Genomic DNA, 20,936 nt, shown 5'->3' with positions numbered 1-20,936 from the left:
TAAAAACGGCCGCCGGGCTCTACATCGTCAGCACTATGCGGAATCGTGCCTTGCCGGACTTCATTTTTTGCCACGCTTCGTTGGCCTGTGCCAGCGGGAATATTTCCGTCATCGGCTGCACGTTGTTCAGCAGGCTAAAACGCAGAGCGCTTTCGGTTTCATACGGGGTGCCGGTCAGCGAGCCTTCGATTGACAGCTCCCGGCCAACCAGCATACCCGGAGAAAGCGCGAGCGGCTGCTGGCCGACCCCGAGCACCATTAGCTTGCCTTTGGGCTGCAGGGCTGGCAGCAGAGAGGACGCTATAGCGTTGTCCGTGACCGTGGTGACGATCGCCTTTACACCGCCGAGTTTTCTCAGCGCTTCGGCAGGATTATCCAGGCTGCTGTCGAGATAATCGCGGGCACCCAGCGCCAGCGCAGCTGGTGGTTTATCGCTTCCACGCCCGATGGCGATAACCCGAAACCCCATTTTAGCGGCATACTGCACGGCAAGGTGGCCCAGGCCGCCAATGCCGAGGACTACGATGCTGTCTCCCGGCTGAGCACCTGATTTACGTACCGCGTTAAAGGTGGCTATTCCGGCGCAAAGCAGCGGCGCGGCGTCGACTGCGCTTAGCGCATCCGGGATTGCTACAAGGCCGGTCGCCTTCGCCAGCATCATTTCGGCATAGCCGCCGTCCTGCGAGCTGCCGACGACCGGCTGGTGGCTGCAAAGCGTGAACTCGCCGCGGCGGCAGGCATCGCATTCATTGCAGTGCCCGCCAAGCCTGCCCACGCCAACCCGCTGCCCAACATGCAGGCCAGAAGGTACGCCACTGCCAAGTTTCAGCAGCGTGCCGACAACTTCATGCCCCGGCACGCGCGGGTAAGCCACGTTCTTTTCCGTGCCGTCGATAACGCCGCCGTCAGCGCCACAGATGCCGCAGGCTTCTATTTTTATCAGCACTTCGCCTGCGCCAGGTTCTGGTACGAGGCGCTCGACAAGTTCCAGGCTACCGTTGCCGCTGGCCTGCATCGCTTTGTAGGTCATTTGCATTCTCCGGTGAAAAAAACGGCACCCTCAGGAAGGATGCCGCTTAGGCTCAGGCTTTTGGCAACGCGTCGAACGCGTCCAGGGCGTGAGCGGTGTAGGTCAGCGCCGCCCCGGTGTTCAGCGAAATGGCGACCGCCAGCGCTTCGGCAATCTCTTCCCGGGTTGCGCCGTGTTTTGCGGCGGATTTAACGTGTACCGACAGGCAGCCGTCGCAGCGGGTGGTGATCGCCACCGCCAGCGCAATCAGCTCGTGGGTTTTGGCATCCAGGTGGCCCATGGCGGAAGCACCCGCGTCCATCTTCATCAGCCCTTTCATAAACTCCGGCTGCAGCTTCGCGTAATCGCCCACCACACCCAGTAATTCTTCGCGATGTTCATTCCAGTTCAGCAACATACAAACCTCTTCAGTTAATTTCAGGCGACGCTATAAATGCGGACTTCCGGGGCGGCGTTCAGGAACGGTTTCAGGGCTTCAACTACGTCGCGGGTGAACAGGTCAGAACCCAGATAGGCTTCGGCCTGGGCGGCGGTGTTAAAGCCGTGCAGTACCTGGACGTCCTGCTCGCGGATCAGCAGTTCCTTGGAGACTGCACCGTCGATGGTGGTCAGGAAGGCCGTTTTGTACTGCTGGTAAACGCCCGCGGCTGCGGCGCGATTCTGCGCGCTGATATCAAGGGTGATTTGCAAATAAGCCATGGTTCACTGCCTCTTGTTGTGTGGCTCATGCCGTTGCACGAGCGGAGATGAGGGAGAAAAAAGCGGCAGAGCAAAGAAGAAAAAGGCTGCCGCTTGCCTCTCCGTGTTGGCGCATTATGTGAATCAGCGTGAGGGTTAACAAATGACTTAATCTTGACTGGCAAGATAGATTTTCTTCTTTGGTGGGTGGTTTTTTTGCTGGCCTGGTGATTCTTGTTCATTGTGGATCTGTCTGTCGTGGCGGCTTTGCGCAGAATAGGAAGCCAATCTGAGTATCTGGAGCCACCATGCAAAATAGAAGCGCGTTGCCGCTCAGTCAGCCGACTGCTCACCCGCAAACCCGAGGCTGGATCAGCGGCTTTTTGGGGATGCTTATTTTTAGCGGCTCGCTGCCGGCCACACGCGTTGCGGTGCTGGAGCTTGATCCTCTTTTTCTGACGGCGATACGAGCCACTCTTGCGGCGCTGCTGGCGGCCGGCACGCTGCTGATTTTGCGGCAGCCGCGACCGCAGCGGGGAGACTGGCTGCCGCTTTGCCTGGTGGCCGTCGGCGTGGTGCTGGGTTTCCCGCTGCTGACGGCTTTAGCACTGCAGCACACAACCTCGGCACACTCGCTGGTCTACATCGGCCTGCTGCCGCTGGCGACCGCCTGTTTTGGCGTGTTGCGTGGAGGAGAAAGGCCACAAGCGGCTTTCTGGCTGTTTTCTCTGGCGGGTGCTGCGCTGGTGGCAGGTTTTGCTTTGAGCCACGGGACAGCAAGCAGCTGGCAGGGCGATGCGCTAATGCTGGGCGCCATTGCGCTGTGTGGGCTGGGTTATGCTGAAGGTGCGGTGCTCACCCGGCGGTTGGGCGACTGGCAGGTGATTTCGTGGGCATTGGTAATTTCTCTGCCGCTTAGTGCCGCGGCTACTGCTTTTACCGTTCCGTCGGCGGGAGACGCTATCAGCGCTCAGGCATGGCTCGCGCTGGGCTACGTGTCGCTGTTCAGCATGTGGATAGGGTTTATTTTCTGGTATCGCGGCCTGGCGCTGGGCGGGATTGCCGCCGTCGGGCAACTGCAATTGTTACAGCCCTTTTTTGGTCTGTTACTTGCCGGATTGCTGCTTCATGAAGAAGTACATACATCGATGATTGCCGTGATGCTTGGCGTGCTGGTTTGCGTGTTCGGCGCTAAGCGCTTTTCCCGCTAAAAAGAAAAACCGCCGGGGAAGGCGGTTTCTCAGAGGTTAGTCGATATTCAGCTCGGAGAAGCTGGTAATGACTTTGCCGACAATCCCGTAGTCGATAGCTTCTTTCGGCGACATCCAGTAGTTGCGATCGGTGTCCTGCTTCACCTTCTCCAGCGGCTGGCCGGTGGCTTCTGAGATCATCTTGTTCACGCGATCGTGCATGCGGATGATCTCTCTGGCTTCGATCTCAATGTCCGTGGCCTGGCCGCGCACGCCGCCCAGCGGCTGGTGGATCATAAAGCGCGTATTTGGCAGCGAATAGCGGTGCTTTTTGTCCGCCGCGAGGAAGATGGTGATCCCGGCGCTGGCAACCCAGCCGGTGCCGATGATATGGACTTCCGGCTTGATGAATTTGATCACGTCATGAATGGTGTCCGCCGCCTCAACGTGGCCGCCCTGGCTGTTGAGGTACAGCTTGATGGGTTTGTCGTTGATGCTTTGCAGCAGCAAAAGCTGGGCAACCACCTCTTTGGTGATCGCCTGAGTGATTTCGCCGGAGATAATAATCGAGCGGGAATCCAGCATTTTTTGCTGCATCAGTCCTGAGGCATTGGCGGGGGTGGCGCTTTCTTCAGGTTCATCTTTTTCTAAATAGGTCAGCATAATCAGGCTCCTGCCAGGTTTATGGCGTAATCAGGGATGCACTTGAGCATAGCACTTCATCCAGACGCTGCACGGCGCGAACGATCTCTTCGTCGCTGTAACCACCGAGGCCCAGCAGAATGCCGGACTTCTGTTTTTCTGGGGTAAACATGTGCGACACCGCACGAACGGCGATTCCGGCCTGCATTGCCCGCTCCACAACCTGATGGTCGTCCAGGCCCTGGCGCAGCCAAAGCACCATGTGCATGCCCTGGTCGCAGGGCTGAAGCCAGGCCACGTCCGGGGAAATGTATTGTTCTACCGCCGCCATTAACACGCGGCGTTTTTCGGCATAAACACCGCGCATTTTGCGCAGGTGGCGGTCGAGGTGCCCCTCTGAAATAAAGCTCGCCAGCACATGCTGGTCTGCCCCTGGCGGCTGCCTGTCCATCAGAATGCGTGCCCCGCAGAAGGCGGAAACCAGCTGCTTGGGCACTACGGCGTAGCCGAGACGCAGCGACGGGAAGAGGATTTTGCTGAAGGTGCCGAGGTAGATAACGTTCTCCGGCCCCAGGCCCTGAAGCGCCGGGAAAGGGTGGCCCGCGTAGCGCATCTCGCTGTCGTAGTCGTCTTCAATGATCCAGGCCTGGTTGGCCTGCGCCCATTCCAGCAATGCGGCGCGGCGCGACATGCTGAGCGGCATGCCCAGCGGGTACTGGTGCGAGGGCGTGACAAACGCAGCGCGGGCGTTGGGGGCCAGCTTTTTCCCCAGCTCAACGTCCAGCCCTTCGTCGTCCACGGCGACTCTGACCATGCTACGGTCGCGGAACATCGTCTCAAACAGCGAGGTCGCACCTGGGTAGCCCGGCTCTTCCATCCAGACGGCATCGCCTGCCTCCAGCAGGATTTGCAGGGTCAGATACAGGCCGTGCTGGTTGCCGGAGGTGATGATGACCTGCTCAGGGGTGCAACGAACCGAGCGCGACTTTCTGACGTATTCACAGATAGCCTCGCGCAGAACCAGAACGCCTTGCGGATCGGCATAGCCCGACGGGGCACCGGCACCCCGCGCCCGAATGCGGTTGCCTAGCCTGCGCCACACGTCGTCCGGGGCCGTGTCGCCAACCGGAACGGAAACGGCAAACGGCTTCGGCGCCAGCGTTTTAAGCTGCTCGCCTACTCTGGCAAAAGCCTGAGCCTGGGCAGACAGCGGGATGGCTGCTGCTGTACGAGCCGCCGGTTCGGGCTGCGGGCTTTCCGGGGCGTAGGCCACGCGGGTGCCGGAGCCGTGTTTCGACTCCAGAAACCCTTCCGCAACCAGCTGCTCGAACGCCTCCAGCACGGTGCCGCGCGCCACGTTAAGGGCGCCCGACAAGACGCGGGTGGAGGGCAGCAGGTCGCCGCTCTTCAGTTCGCCTTTGTGAATGGCGTTTTTCAGCGCTTTGGCTAGCTGCAAACTAAGCTGCCCGCTGCGGCGGTCAAGCTCGCCAATGGCGGGGATATCTACGGCTCGGGCTTTACGTGACATGAGTTGTGGCTCGGTCATATAGCTGTAATCTGGTTCTTTATCATAAACCACTTCGAACATAAGCTGGGCAAAATTACCGCAAATGAAGGTCTGCCCATGTATATTCCTCGCCCTTTTCAGGAGCCCGATATCGCTGTGCTGCAGCGGCTGATTCAGGCCAATCCCCTGGGCCTGCTGGTTGTACAAATCGAAGGTGTGCTGGAAGCGTTTGATATTCCCTTTGAGCTTTGCCCTGATGAGGGGGAGTTCGGCGCGCTCCGCGCGCACATTGCCCGTGCGAACCCGTTGTGGCGCGGCCTTCAGCCCGAGCAGGATGTGCTGGTGGTGTTCCGTGGTGCACAAGGTTATATCTCCCCGAGCTGGTATCCGGGCAAGCAGGAGCATCACAAAGAGGTGCCGACCTGGAACTACCAGACCGTGCAGGCGCGGGGGAGGATTGCGGTGCGGGACGATGTGGATTTTGTCCTGCGGCAGATAACCAGCCTGACCCGGCAGCAGGAAGCGCAGATGAACCTCCCGTGGCAGGTAAGCGATGCGCCTCCTGAGTTTATCGGCTCAATGCTTAAAGCGATTGTCGGGATTGAAATCCCTCTGGCTTCGCTGGTCGGCAAGACCAAGCTCGGCCAGAACAAGAAGTCTGAGGATCAGGCCGGGGCCGCGCAGGGACTAATGGCAAAGGGTGAAGTGGCCATCGGCGAGGCGATGTTAAGCAGCCTCGCAAAGCGTCGTCAGACTTAACATTCGTGCTGTTGAAAGAGGGTGAGCAGCGTGGTGATTGGCTCGTCCAGTGGGGCTAAATCCTTTTTCACGATCAAATGCAGGGGCGTGGCACGCCTTGCCCCGTGACTGAGCGGGAGCGGTTTAAGCGTGCCGTTTTCAATCTGCGGAGCAATCCGTTCTTCAGGCAGCCAGCCGTAGCCAACCTGCCAGGTCACGGCTTCGCACGCGGCATCAAGCGTGGAAAACGTCCAGTCTGCCGTGGGCGAGGATTCGCTGCTGTTTTGCCCGGCAAGGCGGATCAGCGGATAGTTCGCCAGGTCCGCCTCTTCTAAGGGGGCGGGAAGCTGATGCAGGGGGTGATCGCGGTGCGCCACGGCCACAAAATCAACGTTTCTGAGCCACTGCCCGCGGCCCGTGAGATCCTGACGGCGGGTTAGCACCATGACATCCGCTTCTGCCAGATCGGCTGTGTCGGTTTCCAGAATCTCCGTCAGATGAACCTGCGTGCTGGCATGTAATCGCTGAAACTGATGGAGGATGGCGAACAGGCGGGCGCGCGGGAATATGCAGTCCACCACTAAGTCTATGCGGGTGCGGATGCCGTTTTTTAACGTAGCGGCGCGGCTTTCAACGTAGTGAAAGCTTTTCAGCAGCGGGCGAACCTGCGCCAGCAAAAGTTCCCCTTCAGGCGTCAGTACCGCCTTACGCCCTTCTGGCTTCAGCAAGCTAACGCCAAGCCGCTCCTGAAGTAATGCAAGGTTATAGCTGACGGAGGACTGGCTGCGGAAAGTGGCTTCTGCCGCTTTGGCGAAGCTGCCCAGCTCAATGACCAACTCCAGAAGTGCCCACTGCTCAAGGGTTGTTTTATGCATATCATCTAAAAAATGGATGAATTTGATACAAAAGTAGCGTTATTCATCGAAAATGTGAAGGTCTAAGATGCGCTTAACCCCACAGAGGAGCGCCATCATGAGTCACTTTGATAAACACGATTTAAGCGAGTTCGTCGGCAAACATCTGGTTTATACCTACGATAATGGTTGGAACTACGAAATTTATGTAAAAAATGCAACTACCCTGGATTACAGGATCCACAGCGGCATTGTGGCCAATCGCTGGGTGAAAAATCAGGATGCGCACATTGTGCGTGTGGCAAGCAGCGTGTACAAAATTTCCTGGACTGAACCTACGGGTACGGACGTCAGCCTGATTGTGAATCTCGGCGATAAGCTGTTCCACGGGACGATTTTCTTCCCGCGCTGGGTGATTAATAACCCGGAGAAAACGGTGTGTTTCCAGAACGAGCATATTGCGAAAATGGAAGCGTTCCGCGAGGCTGGCCCGGCTTATCCAACGGAAGTTATTGATGAATTTGCCACCATCACGTTTGTTCGCGACTGCGGCGAGAATAACGAAGCGGTGATTGCCTGTGCCGCCAGCGAGCTGCCGGCGGACTTTCCAGAAAACCTGAAATAAGCGTTAGCCCGGCAGGCGTTTTTTCGGCCTGCCGGGACCCAGCAGAATTGCCAGTTTCGCCCCGCCCTGGGTAGATTCCATGAGGATTTTACAAACGCTGGTGAGCGGCACCGAGAGCAACATGCCCACCGGGCCGAGCAGCCAGCCCCAGAAGAGCAGGGAGAGAAATACGACGAAAGTCGACATCCCCAGCCCACGCCCCATCATGCGGGGCTCCAGAATATTCCCCAGTACCATGTGCACCACCAGGAACAGCGCCCCGACTATCAGCATCTCATAGGTGCCGTTGAGCAGCAGAGCCTGAATCATCGGCGGCACGGCGGAGATCACCGACCCAATATTGGGAATGTAGTTGAGCAAGAAGCCCAGCACGCCCCACATCAGCGCAAACTGCACGCCCAGCAGCTTTAGCCCCAGCCAGATAACGATGCCGGTCAGTAAACTGATAAAGGTCTTCAGCGCCAGATAGTGGGTGACGCCTTTCAGCGCTCGGTGCATGCCGGCGATATGCAGCTTAGGGTTTGCCAGCGCAAAACGGAGTTTATAAGGTACATGGCGCACCTCAAACAGCATAAAAATCACCGTCATCGCCAGTAGAAGCACGCTGGCCATCGCCCCGGAAAGCCCGGTCATCAGCGTTGTGGCAAAGGTCATCAGCTTGTCGGAGTCCAGCTTTTGCAGCAGGCGTTCCGGCGACAGCGGCAGGTGCAAAAACGGCATCGCGTGCTCGATTTCACGCACTTTCTGCGTCAGCAGTTTGTTGAACTGCGGCATTTGTTCCATGAAGTCATTCATCGACGTTGCCAGCACGCCAACCAGCAAAGTGAGCATCACTAGCATGACCAGCACCACGATGGCAATCGCGAGCGGGCGGCTGAGGCCGCGGCGCATAAACCAGGTCACCAGCGGGTTGAGAACAATGGCGAAAAATACCGCCAGCAATAGCTGAACGATGATGTCGGCTGCGGCGTGAATACCGGCGAGAATAATCACCAGGGCCGCGAGTTTGAGTAATATATGCAGGCCGGTCTTATCAGGTTGTGGGGCTGTCATGTAGACGTCCGATCGGGAAAATGTGCTTTTAGTGTAGTACTTCCTGGCAGGGCGACGGCGGCAGTCTGTCTGAAAATGAAGGAAAAAAATGGCCCCGCGGAGGCGGAGCCATTGATGTATCACGCGGCGATTACTTGATGACGATGGTGTTGATGATGTTTTCCGCGTTGGTCTGCGCCAGCTGCTGGTTATCCGCAGGCAGCGTGATTTGCATGGTCAGCAGTTTATCGTCCACTTTGCCAATGATGATGGAAGAGTACGCGGTCTGTCCTTTGGCGGAGATCACGCTGTCCAGCTGCTGCAGGGTGTGGCCTTTAATCTCGATGGATTTGTTGGTTACCACCTGAAGCTGCGGGTCGCGTGCGCGCTGCTGCTCTTCCAGGCCTTTTGCCAGCGTGGCAAGGTCGCTCGTCGGGTTGTCGCTGACAATCACGATCACCGCTTTCTGGCCGGTTGCGTCAGAATAAACGTGCATGTTGTTGGACTGGGTGCCCACCTTGCCGCTCTGATCGCTCATGTCCGCTGGCAGGGCAAAGCTCAGCTTGCCGTCCAGCAGTTCAACTGGCTGACCGCTGGCGCTGCTGGCTTCCGGCGCGCCGGTGGTGGCGGTTTTGCTGTCGTTATTATCACAGGCGGCAAGACCCACTACCAGCAGGCCAATACCGACATATTTTACCAGTTTGCGCATCGCGTTCTTCCTTTCCGTTAGCAAGCCAAATGGCCAATCCCTGCATCTTAACACAAGATATTCAGCCCGCGTTTAACCAGGCTGCAGCGCGGAGATTTCAGATTTATCTGCGAGGCGTTTCAACAGCATATTCAGCAGAACGCCGTACATCGGCAGGAAGAATACCAGGCTAATAAGTACTTTGAAGCAGTAATCGACCACGGCGATTTCTACCCAGTGCTGGGCCATAAAGGCGTCCGGGCTGCGCCAGAAGGCGATAAAGAAGAACGACAGCGTATCGCTCACGTTACCGAACAGCGTGGACACCGTTGGGGCCAGCCACCAGCAGTGATTCTGGCGCAGGCGGTTAAAGACGTGCACGTCCAGAATCTGGCCGAGCGCGTAAGCCATGAAGCTGGCAACCGCGATACGGGCAACAAACAGGTTGAAGTGGGTTAGCGCTTCAAAGCCCTGCCAGCTTCCCATGTAAAACAGCGAGGAGATGCCGTAGGAAATCACCAGCGCCGGGATCATCACTGCGAAAATAATCCGCCGCGCCAGCGGAGCGCCGAAAATACGCACCGTGAGGTCGGTCGCGAGGAAGATAAACGGGAAGCTGAAGGCGCCCCAGGTGGTATGAAACCCAAAGACGGAGACCGGAAGCTGAACCAGATAGTTGCTGGAGGTGATCACCAGCAAATGAAAAAGCGATAGCCAAAACAGCGCATTAGTGCGCTGGCGAGTGCTGAACTGCATCATGTTGTAGCCTTTTTAGTAGTGGGGTGAGGGAACCCAGTCAATAATGTAAAGCGCGGGGATGATACTGCTTTAGTTTCTCAATGCAATGGTTAATTTTAACGCAATCGTTCACGCGGCTTGCGCCAGATTTTACCCGGCGTAAACTAGCGCGGTTTTTGACGACCTGAGAGTGCTATGACCGATTTGTTCGCAACCCCTGACCACACGCTGGATGCTCTTGGCCTGCGCTGCCCGGAGCCGGTGATGATGGTGCGCAAAACCGTGCGCAATATGCCCGTCGGCGAAACGCTGCTGGTGATAGCCGATGATCCGGCCACTACGCGCGATATCCCCGGTTTCTGCCGCTTTATGGAGCACGAGCTGGTCGCCAGCGAAACCGACGCGCTACCTTACCGCTATTTGCTGCGTAAGAGTCATTAATCCCCTCACCAGGCTAATCCGCTGCTCAGAAAAAGAGGGCGGGTGATATGCCAAATCGCCGTGACAGTTTGCGGATGTGATCGGTGGTTAGCTGGCGTTCACCGCTGAGAATGCGGGAGACCATCGACTTGCTGCCAATCTCTTGTTGAAAATCGCTCTGTTTCAGATGGTGATGCTCCATCAGGGTTTTCAGTATGGCTATCCCGGCAGGTATGGCCTGCATTTCCTCGCGGAACGCCTGCACGTCAGGCTGCGCGTTTTCCCAGGCCTGGATCTTACTACTGAGAATCTCAACCAGCGGACTTTCTGGATCATTGATGAGCAGATATTCGACCAGCTCCAGCGCAGCCAGATAATCTTTTTCGCAGGTGCTGCCTGCCAGTAGCGGAACCGCTGTTTTTAAAGCTTCGGCGGCCTTCAGTGCATCCGCAATCATCGCTTCTTTCCCCGGTGTTTTTCAGTAAATCGCATGTATTCGCTGTGCGTCATGACGTGGCGGATGTAGAACTTCTGGCTGGTAAAAAAGATAAGTGCAATCAGCCTGAGTTCATTTCCGGCTATGTTGATGACGTAATGTTTATCGAGATATTTAAAGTTATCCAGCGTGGGATAAATCCGCTTAAGTGAGTCCGGTGTTGGGAAGAAGCCTTTTTCCAGCACTTTGCCAAGGATTTGCAGTTCCTGCTTATGTCTGGGAAATTTTTGACCGGCTTCCACAAGCGCCTTAAGCGTAATCAGGTGCATCACTTCATCCTGAAGTTGACTGATTGGCAATTAATATGCCCATAAGTTGCCAATCAGTCAACTTATGGGCGGGGATTTATTTTTACACAGGGGCATCCTTGCCCCTGCTTGCGGAGTAAAAAACCGGAAGCTGCCTCGAAAACTATTTCTTCCGCAGCAGGCGAATGGCGTTCGCCGTGACCAGCGCGGTAGCGCCTGAGTCTGCCAGCACCGCCAGCCACAGGCCGGTCAGGCCGAGCAGGGTGGTGACCAGGAAAATCCCCTTCAGCCCCAGCGCAATCGTCACGTTCTGGCGAATGTTGTTATGGGTGGCTCTGGCGAGCCGTACCATACCTGCCAGTTCGATCAGACGGTTGTGGGTTAGCGCGGCATCTGCCGTTTCCAGCGCGACGTCGGTGCCGCTGCCCATCGCGATGCCGATGGTCGCCGCTTTCATCGCCGGGGCATCGTTGATGCCGTCGCCGACCATTGCCAGCGGCGCGGTGGCATTGAGTTTATTCACCGCTGCCACTTTGTCTGCCGGCAGCAGGCTGGCGCGGTAATCAATGCCAAGCTCGCGGGCGATTGCCGCCGCCGCGCGTGGGTTATCCCCGGTCAGCATTACGCCCTGAATCCCGAGCTGGTGGAGTGCCGTAACCGCTTCGCGGGCATCGCTGCGCAGCGTATCGCGCATAGCGATGGTGCCCAGCAGTTGCCCCGCACGCAGCACCACGATCACCGTCTGGCCCTCTTCTTCCTGCTTCGCGATCCGTCTTTGCCAGGTTTCGCTGAGTGTCTGGCCGGCAAGTTTGGACGGTGAACTGAGCAGCAGCGTTTCGCCCTGAATGCTGGCTTCTACGCCAACCCCGGCGAGAGCGCGGTGATTTTCTGCGGCGACAGGAGGCAAGTTGCGCTGTTGCGCCGCGTTGACAATGGCCTGCGCCAGTGGGTGGGTGGAGCCTTGTTCTACCGCTGCGGCGAGCGCCAGAAGCTGGTCTTCTTCTGTTCCTTCTTCCACCGCTATGGCCGTAACCTGAGGTTTACCTGCCGTCAGGGTACCGGTTTTGTCGAACGCGACCTGCTGGATTTGACCGAGACGTTCCAGCGCGGCCCCGCCTTTAATCAACGCGCCTCGACGAGCCGCCGCGGCAAGACCTGAAGTAATGGCCGCAGGCGTGGAGATAACCAGCGCGCATGGGCAGCCGATCAGCAGCAGCGTCAGGCCTTTATAGATCCACGGTTCCCAGCCCTGGCCGAAGAACAGTGGCGGGATGACGGCGGTCAGCAGCGCGAGCAGCATGATGATCGGTGTGTAAATCCGGCTAAAACGATCGATAAAGCGTTCGATAGGCGCACGGCGCTCCTCGGCTTCTTCAATCAGCCGCAAAATGCGGTCGATGGCGCTGTCGCCGGGCTCGGAAATGACCTCCAGCTGAACAAGGCGATCTACGCTGGTGCTGCCTGCGGCGACTTTTTCGCCCTGCTGGCGCTCTACCGGCACGGATTCCCCGGTTAGGGCACTTTCGTCAAAGCTGGCAAAACCGCTGAGCAGGCGGCCGTCGGCGGGCAGTCTGCCTCCGGCGGCAACTTCAATCACGTCGCCTGGGCGAAGATCGGCCTGCGCGACGGTTTCGCGCTCGCCGTCCCGGAGGCGAATAGCGACGTCCGGTTTTAGCGCCATCAAGGCGCTTACCCCGCGGCGTGCTCGGCTGGCGGCATAGGATTCGAGGCGTTCGCCGATGAGGAACAGCAGCAGAACCATCGCCGCCTCGGCGGTGGCGCCGATAAACAGCGCGCCGATTGCGGCGACGCTCATCAGCGTTTCAATGGCGAACCAATTGCCGCTGCGAATCAGGCGCACGGCCTGGCGCGCGATCGGCCACAGGCCAACCAGCGTGGTGGCGATAAACGCCAGGTTGCCGAGCGGATGGTTGAATTGCTCGAGCCCCCAGCTGATCACCATCAGGACGATGAGCAGGATCAGCGGCAGGTTCTCTTGCAGGCTGCTGCTTTTTTCCTGCTTCGGGGCGCTGGCGTCGTTCAGCGTGTAGCCTGCGGCCTTGACCGCTTTTTCTACGTCGTCGCGAATGTCTCTTGAGGCGCTGACCAGCAGTTTTTCGGTAGAAAACACCACCTGAACTTGCTGCACATCGCTCACCTGTTTCACCGCATTTTCCACTTTGCGTGCGCAGGCCGCGCAGTCCATTCCCGCGACGTGCCAGCTGTAGCGGCTGCCGTTGTCGGCAATTTCTGGCTCTGGTTTTTGTGCAGAGCAGGCGTCATCGGCGCAGCAGGAGGGGCCTTCCGCCTGCAGCGGGCTTAGTTTGGCAAACGCAAACTGCGGTGGCTTTTTGCCGTCTTGAGGTGTGTTGAGCATGGCGCCCTCCGGTAATGATAATTTTCTCATTACCGATGTTACTCTCTGGAGTTGACTCCAGAGTCAAGCGTCTTTTTTACCGCCGGATATTTCTGGCTGGCCGGCGGCAGTTTTCAGGATTGGCCTTTGCTTCCCCACGGCGCTTCCCCTAGTATTATCCGCAGGTCGGGATGAGAATGAATCGATGAAAAAACCACTGACAATCAAGGATATTGCGGAGCTGGCGCAGGTGTCTATCGCCACGGTCTCCCGAGTGCTGAACAATAACAGCTGGGTGGCGGACAAAACGCGTAGCCGGGTTGAAAAAGTGATTCAGGAGCATAACTTCAGCCCGAATCTGCTGGCGCGGGGGATGATTTCCAAGAAAACCCAGACGCTGGCGATTGTCGTTTCCGATATCAGTAACCCCTACTTTGTGATGCTGGTGGCGCAAATTGAGCACGAAAGTCTGCGGTTGGGCTACAAGGTCACGCTGTACGACACGCAATCGGCAAACAGAACCTCCCGCGAAGCACCGGTGGTGCCCGAAGAGCATATTTTTAATTCCATTACCGACAGCCAGATAGACGGCGTGATCATTCTCGGCGGTAATATCGACTACAACGACATTGCCGCGACTTATCTGCAGGAACTGAAAAAGCTGATCGCCACCGTGCCGGTCGTGGTCGTGGGGCGTAACCTGCCGGGCGTGGAATATGCCTGCGTTGAACGCGATCAGGCGGGATGTGTGCGCTTAGCCACTCGTCACCTGATTGAGAAAGGTTACTGGCGCATTGGTTTTATCGGCGGGTCAAAGAATGTATATATTACTCGCGAGCGCGAGGCGGTATTTCGGGCCGAGCTGGAAGCTGCGAAATTGCCGGTAGAAAATAGTTTTATTGTGCTGAATAACTTTTATTTACAGCATGGCTATGAGGCAATTGAAACGCTGATTTCAACGAATACAAGCTTGCCGGATGCCATTGTGGCAATTAACGATCATGTTGCCAAAGGCGCGATCCGTGCGCTAAAGGATCACAATCTGTCTGTGCCAGATAATATCGCCATAGTGAGCTGTGAATATTTCCCTGGCAGCGAGTATTTTATTCCCCGCATTGCCACCGTTGACCACCAGAATGCTTTGATTGGCAAAGCGGTCATGACAAAGTTAATGGCTATTTTGAATGAAAATGCTGCCGGTATCGCAGTCGAAAAAATACCTCTTACGCTATTGAACGGCGAATCCTGTTAGTTTTCAGCGGCGGATCTCTTTTTCAGGCATCCGCCCGTTTCTCCCCTTCACATTATTTTTTGATCTCGCTAACAGTTGCGCGATCTGGCGTTGACAAGCCTCGTCAGACTCCTCTAGCCTAAAACCTGAAAACGTTTTCAGGTTTTGATTACAGGAGAGCCGATGAAACCGACAATGATGACCTACATCCATGAAGAGCAGGCGACATTAAGCGCCATGCTGTCTCGCTATCCGTCCGATCTTCCGGTGCTCGGTGGGAAGAAAGAGTGGCTGGTGCTGGCCACGGGCTCCAGCATTAACGCGATCAAAAGCGCGAAGTACTACGTGGAAAAACTGGCGGACGTTCGTGTCACCGTCGAAGAGCCGTTCCACTTTCAGCATTACGAAAAATTCAGTGATACCACGGATTTGGTGATAGGCGTTTCCCAGAGCGGGGAAAGCACCTCGACCCTCAACGCGATTCAGCATATTCGCCAGACTCACCTGGTCAAAACGGTGGGCATCACCAGCAAAGCCGGGAGCGAGCTTGCCCGCGCCGTGGACCATGTGATTGATATCGAGATCGGCGAGGAACGCGTGGGCTACGTCACCAAAGGGTACGTTGCTACGATCCTGAAATTTATGCTGCTGGGCGTGTTTGTTGCTCGCCGCAGCGGGAAGATCGACGCTGAACAGGAAGCGGCTGAGCTGCATAAGCTGGACGTTGCGGTGAAATCGATTCCGGGCGTGATTGCCGACACCGAAGCTTTCTTCACCCAATGGCAGGCCGAACTGGCCGCTTCCCCGCGCTTCACCTCAATTGGCTACGGGCCGAGCGTCGGCGTGATCAAAGAGATGGAAACCAAGTTTGCCGAGACGATTCGCGTGCCATCCCAGGGCGTTGAGCTCGAAGCGTTTATGCACGGGCCTTATTTCGAAGTGAATGGCAGCCACCGGATGTTCTTTATTGATACGCCGGGCGTGGCTCGCGAGCGTTTATTACTGCTGAAAGCCTATGAGCAAAAATATACCGATTACGTGTACACCATCAAATTAGGTGAGGACAACGATCCGCGCACGCTGGCGGTGAAAGTCAATATTGATGAGTTTATTGCCCCGCTGATCATGGTTATCCCTTTCCAGATATTGGCTCACCATATTGCCGAGGCAAAGGGCAATAATCTGCCGCAGCGGATCTTTACCGATTTTGGCGTGTCCGTAAAAAGTAAAACGAAGCCAGGCGATTACGCCTGAGGCACAGTATTCCCTACACAATAATAACGTCCCTACCTTGCTACTGAGGAATGATTATGGCTACCTTCAGTCAACTTGCCCGACAGATAATTCAGCATGTCGGCGAGGCAGAAAATATAGAGCATCTTACCCACTGCGCAACCCGTTTGCGTTTTACTATCAAAGATAAAAGTAAGATTAATAAAGATGAGCTTTATAAGTTGCCAGAGGTAGTCAAACTGGTTGAAAACCCAGGGCAATTCCAGATTGTTATTGGGCCTAAAGTTGAAAAAGTCTTTCTGGCTATCACGGCGCAGATGGGGGAACCGTCCTCAGAAGAGGCCTCTGCGCCGCAGGGCTCGATGATTAACCGCCTGCTGGCCACGCTGTCCGCTATTTTCACGCCTTACATCGGCGTGCTGGCGGGCGTGGGGGTGGTGAAAGGGATTGTGGTGTTGCTGCAAACAATGAATCTGGTGGATACCCATTCGTATGTGTTCACCGTGTTCAATGCGCTTTCCAGCGGCGTTTTCGTCATGCTGCCGCTGTTTATCGCGGTAACGGCTGCGGAGCGCTTTAAGGCCAATAAATTTAGCGCCCTGGCGCTGACGGCGGCGATGATTTTCCCGCTGACGGATGCCAGCGTGCCCGGGGCCTTCCACGTTATGGGCCTGGCGCTGAACGTGAAAATCTACGGCGGGGCGGTGATCCCGGCGGTCTTTGCCGTGCTCTTCCTGAGCCACGTCGAACGCTGGCTGAAAAAGGTGATCCCGGAGATCGCCGCGCTGGTATTCGTGCCTTGTTTGTCGCTGATCGTCAGCGGCTTTGTGGTGTTCACCGTGATTGGCCCGGTGGCTGACTATGTTGGCGTCGGCATCGCCAACGGCTATGCGTGGCTGTACAACCTCAGCCCGGTGATTTCCGGTGCGCTGTTAGCGGGGATTGGGCAGCTGTTCGTGGTGTTTGGCGTGCACTGGGGCATTATCCCGCTGGCGTTAATTAACATTCAGGTCAACGGCTATGACACCATTATGGCGATGTTTATGTCGGCGGTAATGGGGCAGTTTGGGGCGGTATTTGGTGCCATCTTTATTGCCCGTAACCTGAAAGATAAGCAGATTGCGATTTCCGCTTCGCTCTCCGCCTTCTTCGGTATTACCGAACCGGCGCTGTACGGCGTGAACCTGAAATACCGCATGTTATTTGTTTTCGGCTGCATTGGCGCAGCGCTGGGCGGCGGGATTACCGGCCTCCTGGGCGTGAAAACCTACAGCTTCCTGCCGGTGCTGAACGTGTTCGAGCTGGGGCTGTTTAGCGGGCCGGAATCGAAGATGATTTACGAGGTGATTGCTATCGCGGTGGCGTTTACGGTGCCTGCGGTGTTGACCATTATCTACGGCAAAACCCGCAGGCTGGAACCTGCCTCCCTGGCGGAAGACAGGCGTTAACCTCAGATATACAGGGCGCGAACAATCATAAAGTGCCCGGCAAAGTAGCAGGCGGCGGCAATGGCGCTGTCGCCTCTGAAGCGGTGACGATAGTGGCTGACCAGCCAGACAATGTTGCCCAGCAGCAGCAGGCTAGCCCCCACAAACCCGGAGAAGTTCGGGGCCGTCGGGCGGAAGAAATAAAGCTCGGCGGCAAGCCAAACCATCACCAGCGTCATACCGATAAACGTCAGAATAGGCACGCGCAGCGCTTCCAGCCGCGTCCAGATAGTCGCGACCAGCAGTGCGCCAATAATCAGCAGAGCCAGCGGTAGCGGCCAGAAAATGGCCAAGCTCATCTGGCTGGCAAAATAGATGGTGTACAGCAGATGCGAAAGGAAGAATGCCCCCACGGCGTAAAGCAGACGTTGAGTGGGCAGTAGCGTGAGCGCATCGCCGACCAGCGTTGCCAGAAGACCCGCCACAATCAGGTAGCCGGCCGCTTCAAACATCGGTGCCTGCCAGGCCAGCAGCAGCAGGAGCAGCAGGGTCAGCGGCTTGAAGAGCCAGCGCTGCCAGGTGGCGCCGCGCCAGGAAGCATCAATGTAAATCCAGGCCGATAACGCAACAGCAATAAATGACCAAAGCATGGCATATCCTTATTTTAATTGTTGGCGTAACACCGTTCAGTCTAGTGGCTAAGCGGCGCAGATGACAACGCCGCGGCGCCAGGGTTATGCTGAAAAGTGTCTGACAATTAGAGAAAAAGCCATGAGCAAGCCCCCAACTTTCATTATCGCCATCGTTGTGGTCATCGTCGTAGCCGCCTCCTTTCGCTATTTTCAGCAGCGCCGCCAGAATATCGAAAACGACGCGGCGCCGCTGAGCGTAAAAAAAGTGGTGGTGGCGACCAAGCGTGAAAAACCGTCCAACGACCGACGTTCGCGCCAGCGTGAAGTCACTCCGCCGGAAGACTCGATTCGCTATGAGGTTTGGTTTGCGCCACAGAGCGGCGGGATGGAAATGAAAATGCGCGTTGAAGCGGCGGAATACCATGCGGTATCGGTGGGAGATAAAGGTACGCTGAGTTACAAGGGGACGCGCTTTGTCAGCTTCGTCCCCGAAGAGACTCACTTGCCCTGACGCAGCTTTTTCTGCCAGACCAGCAGCTCAAACACGCCAAAAACGAAAATCTTAATCTGTTCACCGCGGGCAAGCGCCGGGCCGTCTTTCGGCTGTGTGGCTTTCAGCAGGCTCAGCTGCAGGCCGTGCATAATCACCATGAAGATCAGCGCGACGTTAACGAAAATGTTCAGCGGGCGCGGATAAGGGTGAACCAGGTTAAAGATCAGAAAGCCCCAGACGCAAAGCATCAGCAGGCGGCCAAAGTTAATCAGAATCGGCATTATGCGGCTCCTTGAGCTTCACGAATAAACAGGCGATAAGCCACCTGACCGGCGACTTTTTCACGGTGCAGCGCCCAACTGGCAGGTACCGCTGGCAGACCATTTTCCACTTCACTTTCTACATAGATTAGCGCGTCATCCGCCAGCCAGCCGTTTTCCTCGAGCAGGCTGAGCGTTTCATCCAGCAATCCCTTACGGAACGGCGGGTCGACAAAGACGACGTTGTGCTGCGTGCCGGGCTGCGCGAGCACATTCAGCGTATTGGCGTTGAGCACTTTGCCATTGCTGGCTTTTAAGGTTGCGAGGTTCTTTTGCAACTGCTGGGAGACTGCGCGATCCATTTCAATCAGCGTCGCGCTGGCGGCATAGCGGGAGAGCGCCTCCAGTCCGAGCGCGCCGCTGCCGGCAAAACAGTCGAGGCAATGGGCATCTACCATTGACGGGGCCAGCCAGTTGAAAAGCGTTTCGCGCACGCGGTCTGTCGTCGGGCGCAGGCCGGGGCTGTCCGGCACCGGGAGTTTTCGGCCGCGCCATTGGCCGCCGATGATGCGAATCTGGCCGGAACCAGAGGATTGGGGTTTCTTCATTGCTCTCACTGCGATGCTAAATTTTGCGGTTATTCTAGCGGCGCACGCCCGGCCAGGAAACCTTAATCCACTGGCGTGATGCCGCGCCGGGAAAGTGATAGACTAACGCACTATTTTTTATGCCCGTGGCAAGCAGAATCGGGTCTGTGCCATGAATTAACAGCGAGGAGTGTAGTCGCAAATGGCGAAAGAGAAAAAACGTGGCTTTTTTTCCTGGCTGGGATTTGGCCAGAAAGAGCAGCAGCCGGATGTCGAAGCAGAACAAAAAGTAATAGAAGAACAACCGGTTACTGAGCAGGCTCCCGCGCAGGATGAATCTCAACAGCCTCAGGCTGTTGAGCAGGAACAGCAGGACTTAGTTAGTGAGCACTCACTGGAGGAGTCCGAAAAGTTTGCTGAGCAGGTCGTGGAGGTTAACGCCCAGCTTGCAGAAGAAGCGGAAGAGAAAGCGCTGACGGCCGAGCCGGAAATGATTCCTGAGCCGGAAGTGACCGTTGAGCCCGAGATCGTGGCTGAACCAGAGCCTGTGGCGGTTATCGAGCCAGAACCCGTTGTCGAACCTGAGGCCGTTGTCGAGCCTGAGGTGATTGAACCTGCGGCTGTTATTGCAGAGCCGGAAGTCATTGAGCAGCCTGTTGCGGCCGTGGAGCACGAAACGCTGCCGTTGCCGGAAGAGATTGCCGAAAATGTAGATCAGCCTGACGAGTGGCAGGCCGAGCAGGACGAAATCGTCAACGAAGAAGTGGCTGAAGCCGAGGCGCTGTTCGCGCACGAAGCTGCCGTGGAAGATGAAGCCGTGGCTGAAGAAGCTGTTGATGAAGAGCCGGAAGAAGAGGCTGTCGAAGAGACTGCTCCGGTTGCCGTGCAGCAAGAGCAGGAAAAGCCGACCAAAGAGGGCTTCTTCGCCCGCCTGAAGCGTAGCCTGGTCAAAACTAAACAAAACCTCGGTTCCGGATTTATCAGTCTGTTCCGCGGCAAGAAAATCGATGATGATCTGTTTGAAGAGCTGGAAGAGCAGCTACTCATTGCCGACGTTGGGGTTGAGACAACCCGGAAAATCATCACCAACCTGACCGAAGGTGCAAGCCGTAAGCAGCTTCGTGACGCGGAAGCGCTGTACGGTCTGCTGAAAGAAGAGATGAGCGAAATCCTCGCCAAAGTGGACGAGCCGCTTAGCGTGGAAGGCAAAACGCCGTTTGTTATCCTGATGGTTGGCGTTAACGGCGTGGGTAAAACCACCACCATCGGTAAGCTGGCACGGCAGTTCGAGCAGCAGGGTAAATCCGTGATGCTGGCGGCAGGTGATACCTTCCGTGCGGCAGCGGTTGAGCAGCTTCAGGTTTGGGGCCAGCGCAACAATATTCCTGTTGTCGCCCAGCATACCGGCGCGGACTCCGCTTCAGTTATCTTCGATGCTATTCAGGCGGCGAAGGCGCGTAACATTGATGTGTTGATTGCCGATACCGCAGGGCGTTTGCAGAATAAATCGCACCTGATGGAAGAATTGAAGAAAATTGTCAGGGTTATGAAAAAGCTGGACGAAGATGCCCCGCATGAGGTTATGCTCACCCTCGACGCCAGCACCGGTCAGAATGCCATAAGCCAGGCTAAACTGTTCCACGAAGCGGTCGGGCTGACGGGCATCACCCTGACCAAACTGGATGGTACCGCCAAGGGTGGCGTAATCTTCTCTGTGGCAGACCAGTTCGGCATTCCGATTCGCTACATTGGCGTCGGCGAACAAATTTCTGATTTACGACCGTTTAATGCGGGCGACTTTATAGAGGCACTTTTTGCCCGAGAGGATTAA

The 20,936-nt window shown here is 56.6% G+C and carries 24 protein-coding genes; 9 read left to right on the top strand and 15 right to left on the bottom strand.

The genetic code is table 11. The annotated features are described in order from the left end of the window. Window positions 1–19: 19 nt before the first annotated feature. From F3J26_RS15580 to F3J26_RS15570, 3 genes are read right to left on the bottom strand one after another with little or no spacing between them, the layout of a single operon-like run. Complete coding sequence (locus F3J26_RS15580; RefSeq protein ID WP_166994721.1) at window positions 20–1,036, bottom strand: alcohol dehydrogenase; 1,017 nt, start codon at window positions 1,034–1,036, stop codon at window positions 20–22. Window positions 1,037–1,082: 46 nt separating this feature from the next. After that, window positions 1,083–1,427: a carboxymuconolactone decarboxylase family protein gene (locus F3J26_RS15575; protein WP_166994719.1), complete on the bottom strand. Its 345-nt coding sequence runs from the start codon at window positions 1,425–1,427 to the stop codon at window positions 1,083–1,085. Between the two features lie 20 nt (window positions 1,428–1,447). Beyond that, window positions 1,448–1,729 (bottom strand): hypothetical protein, encoded by a 282-nt coding sequence (locus tag F3J26_RS15570; RefSeq protein WP_008458622.1) that lies wholly within the window; start codon window positions 1,727–1,729, stop codon window positions 1,448–1,450. Window positions 1,730–2,016: 287 nt separating this feature from the next. On the opposite strand from F3J26_RS15570, the gene F3J26_RS15565 reads away from it, so the two are divergent. Further along, window positions 2,017–2,919, top strand: a complete 903-nt coding sequence (locus tag F3J26_RS15565; RefSeq protein ID WP_008458619.1) for a DMT family transporter — start codon at window positions 2,017–2,019, stop codon at window positions 2,917–2,919. A gap of 36 nt (window positions 2,920–2,955) precedes the next feature. Here the strand turns inward: F3J26_RS15565 and F3J26_RS15560 are convergent, their stop codons facing one another. Together F3J26_RS15560 and pdxR are read right to left on the bottom strand one after the other, a co-directional pair. Next, window positions 2,956–3,561 carry an ATP-dependent Clp protease proteolytic subunit gene (locus F3J26_RS15560; RefSeq protein WP_008458618.1) on the bottom strand — a complete coding sequence of 202 codons (606 nt, stop codon included), beginning with the start codon at window positions 3,559–3,561 and terminating at the stop codon, window positions 2,956–2,958. A 19-nt stretch (window positions 3,562–3,580) separates the two neighbouring features. Then, a complete protein-coding gene (pdxR, locus tag F3J26_RS15555; protein ID WP_166994717.1) occupies window positions 3,581–5,068 on the bottom strand; it encodes a MocR-like pyridoxine biosynthesis transcription factor PdxR in 1,488 nt (495 codons plus the stop codon). A gap of 96 nt (window positions 5,069–5,164) precedes the next feature. Here pdxR and F3J26_RS15550 point away from each other — a divergent pair, with 96 nt between their 5' ends. Continuing rightward, complete coding sequence (locus F3J26_RS15550; protein ID WP_166994715.1) at window positions 5,165–5,806, top strand: FMN-binding negative transcriptional regulator; 642 nt, start codon at window positions 5,165–5,167, stop codon at window positions 5,804–5,806. Here the strand turns inward: F3J26_RS15550 and F3J26_RS15545 are convergent. Continuing rightward, on the bottom strand, window positions 5,803–6,660 hold the full coding sequence (locus F3J26_RS15545; RefSeq protein ID WP_166994713.1) for a LysR family transcriptional regulator: 858 nt from the start codon (window positions 6,658–6,660) through the stop codon (window positions 5,803–5,805). The genes F3J26_RS15550 and F3J26_RS15545 overlap by 4 nt on opposite strands. A 97-nt stretch (window positions 6,661–6,757) precedes the next feature. Between F3J26_RS15545 and F3J26_RS15540 the strand changes: the two genes are divergently transcribed. After that, window positions 6,758–7,264 carry a phenolic acid decarboxylase gene (locus tag F3J26_RS15540; protein ID WP_008458611.1) on the top strand — a complete coding sequence of 169 codons (507 nt, stop codon included), beginning with the start codon at window positions 6,758–6,760 and terminating at the stop codon, window positions 7,262–7,264. A gap of 3 nt (window positions 7,265–7,267) precedes the next feature. On the opposite strand, the gene F3J26_RS15535 is transcribed toward F3J26_RS15540, so the two are convergent. The 3 genes from F3J26_RS15535 to F3J26_RS15525 all read right to left on the bottom strand — a co-directional run bounded on the left by F3J26_RS15535 (window position 7,268) and on the right by F3J26_RS15525 (window position 9,743). Continuing rightward, complete coding sequence (locus F3J26_RS15535) at window positions 7,268–8,317, bottom strand: AI-2E family transporter (protein WP_166994710.1); 1,050 nt, start codon at window positions 8,315–8,317, stop codon at window positions 7,268–7,270. A 130-nt stretch (window positions 8,318–8,447) separates the two neighbouring features. Continuing rightward, entirely contained in the window at window positions 8,448–9,005 is a 558-nt protein-coding gene (locus tag F3J26_RS15530; protein WP_008458608.1) for a DcrB family lipoprotein, read from the bottom strand. Window positions 9,006–9,077: 72 nt separating this feature from the next. Continuing rightward, window positions 9,078–9,743, bottom strand: coding sequence for a 7-cyano-7-deazaguanine/7-aminomethyl-7-deazaguanine transporter (locus tag F3J26_RS15525; RefSeq protein ID WP_034809192.1), 666 nt, complete (start codon window positions 9,741–9,743; stop codon window positions 9,078–9,080). A gap of 174 nt (window positions 9,744–9,917) precedes the next feature. Between F3J26_RS15525 and tusA the strand changes: the two genes are divergently transcribed. After that, window positions 9,918–10,163: a sulfurtransferase TusA gene (tusA, locus tag F3J26_RS15520; RefSeq protein ID WP_008458604.1), complete on the top strand. Its 246-nt coding sequence runs from the start codon at window positions 9,918–9,920 to the stop codon at window positions 10,161–10,163. Window positions 10,164–10,188: 25 nt separating this feature from the next. On the opposite strand, the gene F3J26_RS15515 is transcribed toward tusA, so the two are convergent. The 3 genes from F3J26_RS15515 to zntA all read right to left on the bottom strand — a co-directional run bounded on the left by F3J26_RS15515 (window position 10,189) and on the right by zntA (window position 13,263). Beyond that, on the bottom strand, window positions 10,189–10,599 hold the full coding sequence (locus tag F3J26_RS15515) for a helix-turn-helix domain-containing protein (protein ID WP_008458601.1): 411 nt from the start codon (window positions 10,597–10,599) through the stop codon (window positions 10,189–10,191). Beyond that, on the bottom strand, window positions 10,596–10,907 hold the full coding sequence (locus tag F3J26_RS15510) for a type II toxin-antitoxin system HigB family toxin (protein ID WP_008458599.1): 312 nt from the start codon (window positions 10,905–10,907) through the stop codon (window positions 10,596–10,598). Before F3J26_RS15510 ends, F3J26_RS15515 begins: the two co-directional genes overlap by 4 nt. 142 nt (window positions 10,908–11,049) lie before the next feature. Then, window positions 11,050–13,263, bottom strand: coding sequence for a Zn(II)/Cd(II)/Pb(II) translocating P-type ATPase ZntA (gene zntA / locus F3J26_RS15505; RefSeq protein ID WP_166994708.1), 2,214 nt, complete (start codon window positions 13,261–13,263; stop codon window positions 11,050–11,052). A 184-nt stretch (window positions 13,264–13,447) separates the two neighbouring features. Here zntA and F3J26_RS15500 point away from each other — a divergent pair, with 184 nt between their 5' ends. From F3J26_RS15500 to F3J26_RS15490, 3 genes are all read left to right on the top strand, one after another. Beyond that, the gene (locus tag F3J26_RS15500; RefSeq protein ID WP_166994706.1) at window positions 13,448–14,494 is read left to right on the top strand and encodes a LacI family DNA-binding transcriptional regulator; all 1,047 of its coding nucleotides are present in this window, start codon (window positions 13,448–13,450) and stop codon (window positions 14,492–14,494) included. Between the two features lie 162 nt (window positions 14,495–14,656). Further along, entirely contained in the window at window positions 14,657–15,727 is a 1,071-nt protein-coding gene (locus F3J26_RS15495) for an SIS domain-containing protein (RefSeq protein ID WP_166994704.1), read from the top strand. 56 nt (window positions 15,728–15,783) lie between these two features. Beyond that, window positions 15,784–17,154 (top strand): PTS transporter subunit EIIC, encoded by a 1,371-nt coding sequence (locus F3J26_RS15490; RefSeq protein ID WP_286180307.1) that lies wholly within the window; start codon window positions 15,784–15,786, stop codon window positions 17,152–17,154. Window positions 17,155–17,156: 2 nt separating this feature from the next. On the opposite strand, the gene F3J26_RS15485 is transcribed toward F3J26_RS15490, so the two are convergent. Further along, window positions 17,157–17,783 carry a lysoplasmalogenase gene (locus F3J26_RS15485; RefSeq protein WP_008458586.1) on the bottom strand — a complete coding sequence of 209 codons (627 nt, stop codon included), beginning with the start codon at window positions 17,781–17,783 and terminating at the stop codon, window positions 17,157–17,159. 121 nt (window positions 17,784–17,904) lie between these two features. On the opposite strand from F3J26_RS15485, the gene F3J26_RS15480 reads away from it, so the two are divergent. Beyond that, entirely contained in the window at window positions 17,905–18,276 is a 372-nt protein-coding gene (locus tag F3J26_RS15480) for a DUF2500 family protein (protein WP_166994700.1), read from the top strand. On the opposite strand, the gene F3J26_RS15475 is transcribed toward F3J26_RS15480, so the two are convergent. Together F3J26_RS15475 and rsmD are read right to left on the bottom strand one after the other, a co-directional pair. Continuing rightward, window positions 18,264–18,533, bottom strand: a complete 270-nt coding sequence (locus F3J26_RS15475) for a DUF1145 family protein (RefSeq protein WP_096754169.1) — start codon at window positions 18,531–18,533, stop codon at window positions 18,264–18,266. The two genes, F3J26_RS15480 and F3J26_RS15475, sit on opposite strands and share 13 nt — an antisense overlap. Window positions 18,534–18,538: 5 nt before the next feature. Beyond that, a complete protein-coding gene (gene rsmD, locus F3J26_RS15470; RefSeq protein ID WP_166994698.1) occupies window positions 18,539–19,126 on the bottom strand; it encodes a 16S rRNA (guanine(966)-N(2))-methyltransferase in 588 nt (195 codons plus the stop codon). Window positions 19,127–19,307: 181 nt separating this feature from the next. Between rsmD and ftsY the strand changes: the two genes are divergently transcribed. Further along, window positions 19,308–20,936, top strand: a complete 1,629-nt coding sequence (gene ftsY / locus F3J26_RS15465) for a signal recognition particle-docking protein FtsY (protein WP_166994696.1) — start codon at window positions 19,308–19,310, stop codon at window positions 20,934–20,936.

Origin of the sequence: Enterobacter sp. Ap-867 (assembly GCF_011752855.1) — a bacterium.
Lineage (GTDB): Bacteria > Pseudomonadota > Gammaproteobacteria > Enterobacterales > Enterobacteriaceae > Cedecea.
Note: the sequence above shows the minus strand (reverse complement) of the source record. Positions and strands in the feature narration are given on the sequence as shown.

Coding starts and splice junctions, on each gene's coding strand:
- F3J26_RS15580 (WP_166994721.1), bottom strand. CDS start 1,036: ATGCAAATGACCTACAAAGCGATGCAGGCCAGCGGCAACGGTAGCCTG.
- F3J26_RS15575 (WP_166994719.1), bottom strand. CDS start 1,427: ATGTTGCTGAACTGGAATGAACATCGCGAAGAATTACTGGGTGTGGTG.
- F3J26_RS15570 (WP_008458622.1), bottom strand. CDS start 1,729: ATGGCTTATTTGCAAATCACCCTTGATATCAGCGCGCAGAATCGCGCC.
- F3J26_RS15565 (WP_008458619.1), top strand. CDS start 2,017: ATGCAAAATAGAAGCGCGTTGCCGCTCAGTCAGCCGACTGCTCACCCG.
- F3J26_RS15560 (WP_008458618.1), bottom strand. CDS start 3,561: ATGCTGACCTATTTAGAAAAAGATGAACCTGAAGAAAGCGCCACCCCC.
- pdxR (WP_166994717.1), bottom strand. CDS start 5,068: ATGTCACGTAAAGCCCGAGCCGTAGATATCCCCGCCATTGGCGAGCTT.
- F3J26_RS15550 (WP_166994715.1), top strand. CDS start 5,165: ATGTATATTCCTCGCCCTTTTCAGGAGCCCGATATCGCTGTGCTGCAG.
- F3J26_RS15545 (WP_166994713.1), bottom strand. CDS start 6,660: ATGCATAAAACAACCCTTGAGCAGTGGGCACTTCTGGAGTTGGTCATT.
- F3J26_RS15540 (WP_008458611.1), top strand. CDS start 6,758: ATGAGTCACTTTGATAAACACGATTTAAGCGAGTTCGTCGGCAAACAT.
- F3J26_RS15535 (WP_166994710.1), bottom strand. CDS start 8,317: ATGACAGCCCCACAACCTGATAAGACCGGCCTGCATATATTACTCAAA.
- F3J26_RS15530 (WP_008458608.1), bottom strand. CDS start 9,005: ATGCGCAAACTGGTAAAATATGTCGGTATTGGCCTGCTGGTAGTGGGT.
- F3J26_RS15525 (WP_034809192.1), bottom strand. CDS start 9,743: ATGATGCAGTTCAGCACTCGCCAGCGCACTAATGCGCTGTTTTGGCTA.
- tusA (WP_008458604.1), top strand. CDS start 9,918: ATGACCGATTTGTTCGCAACCCCTGACCACACGCTGGATGCTCTTGGC.
- F3J26_RS15515 (WP_008458601.1), bottom strand. CDS start 10,599: ATGATTGCGGATGCACTGAAGGCCGCCGAAGCTTTAAAAACAGCGGTT.
- F3J26_RS15510 (WP_008458599.1), bottom strand. CDS start 10,907: ATGCACCTGATTACGCTTAAGGCGCTTGTGGAAGCCGGTCAAAAATTT.
- zntA (WP_166994708.1), bottom strand. CDS start 13,263: ATGCTCAACACACCTCAAGACGGCAAAAAGCCACCGCAGTTTGCGTTT.
- F3J26_RS15500 (WP_166994706.1), top strand. CDS start 13,448: ATGAAAAAACCACTGACAATCAAGGATATTGCGGAGCTGGCGCAGGTG.
- F3J26_RS15495 (WP_166994704.1), top strand. CDS start 14,657: ATGAAACCGACAATGATGACCTACATCCATGAAGAGCAGGCGACATTA.
- F3J26_RS15490 (WP_286180307.1), top strand. CDS start 15,784: ATGGCTACCTTCAGTCAACTTGCCCGACAGATAATTCAGCATGTCGGC.
- F3J26_RS15485 (WP_008458586.1), bottom strand. CDS start 17,783: ATGCTTTGGTCATTTATTGCTGTTGCGTTATCGGCCTGGATTTACATT.
- F3J26_RS15480 (WP_166994700.1), top strand. CDS start 17,905: ATGAGCAAGCCCCCAACTTTCATTATCGCCATCGTTGTGGTCATCGTC.
- rsmD (WP_166994698.1), bottom strand. CDS start 19,126: ATGAAGAAACCCCAATCCTCTGGTTCCGGCCAGATTCGCATCATCGGC.
- ftsY (WP_166994696.1), top strand. CDS start 19,308: ATGGCGAAAGAGAAAAAACGTGGCTTTTTTTCCTGGCTGGGATTTGGC.